5 protein-coding genes and 1 tRNA gene are annotated in these 4,619 nt (G+C 37.1%); 3 read left to right on the plus strand and 3 right to left on the minus strand.

The genetic code is table 11. The annotated features are described in order from the left end of the window. The first annotated feature begins 15 nt into the window (after nucleotides 1-15). The 3 genes from HX13_RS11955 (at nucleotide 16) to HX13_RS11965 (ending at nucleotide 1,819) form a co-directional block, all read left to right on the plus strand. A complete protein-coding gene (locus HX13_RS11955) occupies nucleotides 16-366 on the plus strand; it encodes a hypothetical protein (protein WP_050021246.1) in 351 nt (116 codons plus the stop codon). A 194-nt stretch (nucleotides 367-560) separates the two neighbouring features. Further along, the gene (locus tag HX13_RS11960) at nucleotides 561-1,094 is read left to right on the plus strand and encodes a sensor histidine kinase (protein WP_050021247.1); all 534 of its coding nucleotides are present in this window, start codon (nucleotides 561-563) and stop codon (nucleotides 1,092-1,094) included. After that, complete coding sequence (locus HX13_RS11965) at nucleotides 1,091-1,819, plus strand: LytR/AlgR family response regulator transcription factor (protein ID WP_050021248.1); 729 nt, start codon at nucleotides 1,091-1,093, stop codon at nucleotides 1,817-1,819. Before HX13_RS11960 ends, HX13_RS11965 begins: the two co-directional genes overlap by 4 nt. A 151-nt stretch (nucleotides 1,820-1,970) precedes the next feature. Here HX13_RS11965 and HX13_RS11970 read toward each other — a convergent pair. The 3 genes from HX13_RS11970 to HX13_RS11980 form a co-directional block, all read right to left on the minus strand. Continuing rightward, a tRNA-Lys gene (locus tag HX13_RS11970) sits at nucleotides 1,971-2,043 on the minus strand. A 275-nt stretch (nucleotides 2,044-2,318) separates the two neighbouring features. Then, nucleotides 2,319-3,119 (minus strand): HAD family hydrolase, encoded by an 801-nt coding sequence (locus tag HX13_RS11975; protein WP_050021249.1) that lies wholly within the window; start codon nucleotides 3,117-3,119, stop codon nucleotides 2,319-2,321. A gap of 256 nt (nucleotides 3,120-3,375) precedes the next feature. Next, nucleotides 3,376-4,587, minus strand: coding sequence for a TCR/Tet family MFS transporter (locus tag HX13_RS11980; protein ID WP_050021250.1), 1,212 nt, complete (start codon nucleotides 4,585-4,587; stop codon nucleotides 3,376-3,378). Nucleotides 4,588-4,619 lie beyond the last annotated feature (32 nt).

Consider the following 4,619-nt stretch of genomic DNA (forward strand, 5'->3'; position numbering starts at 1 on the left):
ATACAATGAAATTTTGTGATAAGCAATGATGATCTGGAATCTGAAAATGGTACTTATATTATGAATACAACGACAATCAGCAAACGAAAAAGATGGAGACAGGAGATTATCATCTTCTGTTCGATGTATATTCTTACTATGCTTCACGAGTGGTTGTTCATTAATTCCCTTGAAAATTTTTTAAAAGGCCTTGTCTTTTTTGTAATCCTGTATGTACAGGCTCAGATTCATCGGTTTTTTATCTTCAGATTTTATCTGCTCAGGAAATATTTCAGCTATATTTTTTACTCGTTAGCTGTTATTCTGGCAGGTGCATCTGTTCTCTTTATTGCAAACATCTACTGGATTCAACCTGATTTTTTTTGAACCAGGTGAACTGGCACTTGGTTTCCTATATCATTTTGTGATTTGTATCATCAGTACAGCAACCATAATGGCTCTGTCACTGATGCAGAGTTACGCCTTAGAAGTACAGCGTAGAAGTATGGACCAGATTCTGCTCAATGAAATGAATCTAAAATTCCTTCATGCACAGCTAAATCCACATTTTTTTCTTTAATATGCTCAATAACCTGTATGGAGTGAGCTTAACGGAACCGGACCGGACTCCGGGACTTATTGTCAAATTATCTGAGCTAATGCGTTACCAGATAGAAAATGGCAACGTTCCGAAAGTCTCACTGGCAGACGAGATCAATTTCATTCGGAATTATATTGATTTGGAAAGAGAACGAATCGGTAAAAGATGTGATATACAGTTTATATGCAATCATTCATCGGAGGAAATGAATGTATGGCAAATCTCCCCCCTGCTTCTTATTATCCTGGTCGAAAACAGCTTTAAGCATAGCCAGAACCTGTCCAATTGGTTTGTTTATATTCACATTGAACTAAAATCCGATAAGTTGTTGATGACCATTGATAATTCGCTGGCAGATAAAAAACTTAAGAAACCGTCTACACAGGTAGGTCTAAATAACCTTAAACAAAGATTATCTTTTATATACAATGGTGATTTCAGCCTCAATGAAAAGCAGTTTGAAACCACTTATGAAACAGCGCTTATAATCCCACTCCAAAAACAGCTTATATGAACCAGTTAAATTGTATTATTATTGACGATGAAGAAGGTGCCCACCGCGTACTGGAGCATTTTATCAACCAGCTTAAGCAACTTAGACTTAACGGATCCTTTTACACCGCTGTAGAAGCGATGGAATATGTATATAATAACCAGGTGGATATTATGTTTCTTGATATCAATATGCCTGGTCTAACGGGAATGGAAATGCTCGAAGCGATGTCTAATAAACCTTTTGTGATCCTCACTACTGCCTACAAAGAATATGCACTGGAATCCTATAAATATGATGTGGTTGATTACCTGGTTAAACCATTTGATTTTAAAACCTTCCTTTCAGCAATTGATAAAGTAATCAACCGTTTGGGGTCAACTAAAAGAATTTTAGAGCAGGCCAATAACAACGCAGACTATCCTGTATCAAAAGCTGACCACCTTGTTATAAAAGTGGATAATGAAATCGTGAAACTGGACTTTAGTTCGATATACTATACCCAGAGTTACGGCAATTATGTAAAATTTTTCACGGCTGAGAAAATGTATATGAGCCAGATCACTACACAGGAAGTAGAAAACAAACTGGATCCCAAACTGTTTGTCAGAATCCATAAGTCTTATCTGGTTGCATTGAAGGAGATTTCCAAAATTGCTGGTGGCGAATTATTTTTAAAAAACGGGACAAACCTGCCGATTGGAAAGTTCTACAAAAAAAATGTGATTGATAGGATGAAAAATTAGCTTATTGACTTCTGATGCATATAACTGCCAGATCAAGAAACTAAAAAGTAACTTTGCAATTATCTGTTTATTATCAATTACTTTTAACTCCTTGATTTGATCAATATATGCAGAAAAAAAAGAGACAACCTTTAGTAGTTGTCTCCTTAAGTGACCCGGCTGGGATTCGAACCCAGGACCCATACATTAAAAGTGTATTGCTCTACCAGCTGAGCTACCGAGTCGGCCTTTGTTGTTAATAAAAATCCCTTTATTTAAGGGACTGCAAAGATAGAAACTTTTTCTTTAACTCCAACTTTTTTCTGTATTTTTATTAAATAAATTTAACTTCAATCCTGCATGGCAAAAGCTTTTTGTCTACTGTAATAATACAATAAGGAATACTTTGTTCATCAACTTCTGCTTGCCAGATAAATGGATATGAGAACATTCCATATATTTTATGATAAAAAAGTATTCAAAAGAGAAACTTTTCAGAATAAACACCCAGATGGCGGTATTAATTCAGATGCAAATAATCCTTAATCGTTTTCAAAACTCCGAAGCTATCATTGGTACAAGCTTCAAAACTGGCTACCTGTTTCACATTCGGATGGGCATTTTTCATGGCGTAAGAATATTTGGCATTCTTCAGCATTTCTATATCGTTCATATAATCCCCGAAGGCCATCGTATTTTCTGGTGAGATGCCCAGCGATTTCTGAAGGATTTTCAGAGCATTTCCTTTATTGATATCCTTATTCATAACATCCAGCCAATGTGCTCCTGAAACCACTACTTCCAGGCCGAATTCCTCAAATCTTTTAAGGGCCGGATACAGATGTTTTTCGGAACCTTCCGGGTGATAAACCGCTATTTTAAAGGCGGTATCATCAATTTTTTCCGTCAGGTCGTCCTTTTTCATGTTTTCGGTATAATATTTTGAGAAAAAGTCTACAAACTGCTGATCTTCGGTTTCATAATAAGCCATCTTTTTAGCTGATAATACGGCTTTGGCACCCGGTATTTCGCGGACAGCTTTAATAATATCAACAATATGCTGATATTCAAGCGTATCGGCAAAAAGCTCCTGATTTTTATAGATAACGTATCCACCGTTTTCAGCAATAAAACCGATCTCACTTTCTATTTCTCCGAAATAATGGGTAATGCCCGGCATCTGTCTTCCGCTTGCGGGTACAAATACAATATTTCTTTTTTTCAGTTCTTTATAAACTTCTGCAAACTCAGGGCTCATTTCATGGCTGGAGTTGAGAAATGTCCCATCCATGTCCGTCACAATTAATTTAATCTGTTCCATAATTTTATTGGGAAAAGCGAAATTCTGTACGTAGCAGGATCATCATTTGCTTTTTCTTTTCAAAGATATTGATTTATTATTTTTTCCTGTAATGAATGATGGGAAGATTTCTTAATATAGCTGCACTTTGTTCCGGGGTGATGTCCCGCTGAGGCTCAGCCAGCATTTTCTTTTAAACAGCAAAAAGGGCTCATTAAAAAATAGCCCATTGTATAACGAATATAAAATATTACCTATTATTATTTCGAGTCTATTTCTATTTTTGCCGGGAGAATGATGAATAAATGCTCCAGCTTCCAATGAAAGCAAAAAATGCGGCAAAGATAAAGGGAGCCCCACTAAAGAAAACCGGTGCTTTACCGGAAGTAAAATAAGCAAATACCCCTGTCATCATAAGGGGGCCAAAGACAGCAGTAATGCTCCCGATACTGGACAAACTTCCCTGCAATAATCCTTGTTTATGATCAGGTACATTGGAAGATATTAAACTTTGAAGGATAGGAGTAGCCATTCCTCCTAATGCATAAGGAACCATAACTACAAAAGCCATCCATGATGCATTGATGAATGCAAACAATAACAAACTGACACAATACATCAATAAACAAATCATAACAGATTTCTTCTGCCCCAGTTTATTAATGAATAATCCGATGAATAGTCCCTGGGATATTACCATTAAAACACCAAAAAAACCTAATGAATACCCTATCATATCTGCCTTCCAGTGAAATTTTTCCATCCCATATACATTCCAGGTGCTTTGCATAGCGTGTCCCGACAAAGCAATAAATACAAAAGCAATAATAAGGGAGGGAGAAAGTATTTCTTTTTTAATACTTTTCATAGCTCCTACCGGATTTACTGTTTTCCAGGAGAACTGTCTCCGGTTGTTCTCTTTAAGTGACTCCGGCAGAACAAAGAAACCATATAGTACATTAAGCAGGCTCAGTGCGGCGGCGGCATAGAAGGGAATTCGTTCTCCGTACTGCCCCAGCACACCTCCGATCAGGGGGCCTATTATTAAACCAAGTCCTGCAACCGCGCTTATCATCCCGAAATTCTGACTTTTCTTTTCAAGAGTACTGACATCTGAGACATAGGCTGTAGCGGTGGTCATACTGGATCCCATAATTCCTGCTATTATTCTTCCTGCAAACAGCCACATGAGGTTGGGTGCCATGGCAAGAATCAAATAATCAATTCCAAGTCCTAATAAAGACCATAACAATAATGGACGTCTTCCATACCGGTCACTAAGGCCTCCCAACACAGGAGCAAATATAAATTGCATTAAGGCATAGATGGAGATAAACCAGCCAATATATTGTGTAGTAGTACTTAAGTTCCCCTTTGATAGTTTTAAAATGAGGGTGGGCAGTACAGGAGCAACAATTCCTATCCCAATAATATCAATCAGGATTGTAATATAGATAAAGGTTAATGCGTATTCTTTTTTTCCAGGCATATATGAGGTTTTATTTTATGATGAATAAGGCA

Origin of the sequence: Chryseobacterium sp. P1-3 (assembly GCF_000738495.1) — a bacterium.
GTDB lineage: Bacteria > Bacteroidota > Bacteroidia > Flavobacteriales > Weeksellaceae > Chryseobacterium > Chryseobacterium gallinarum.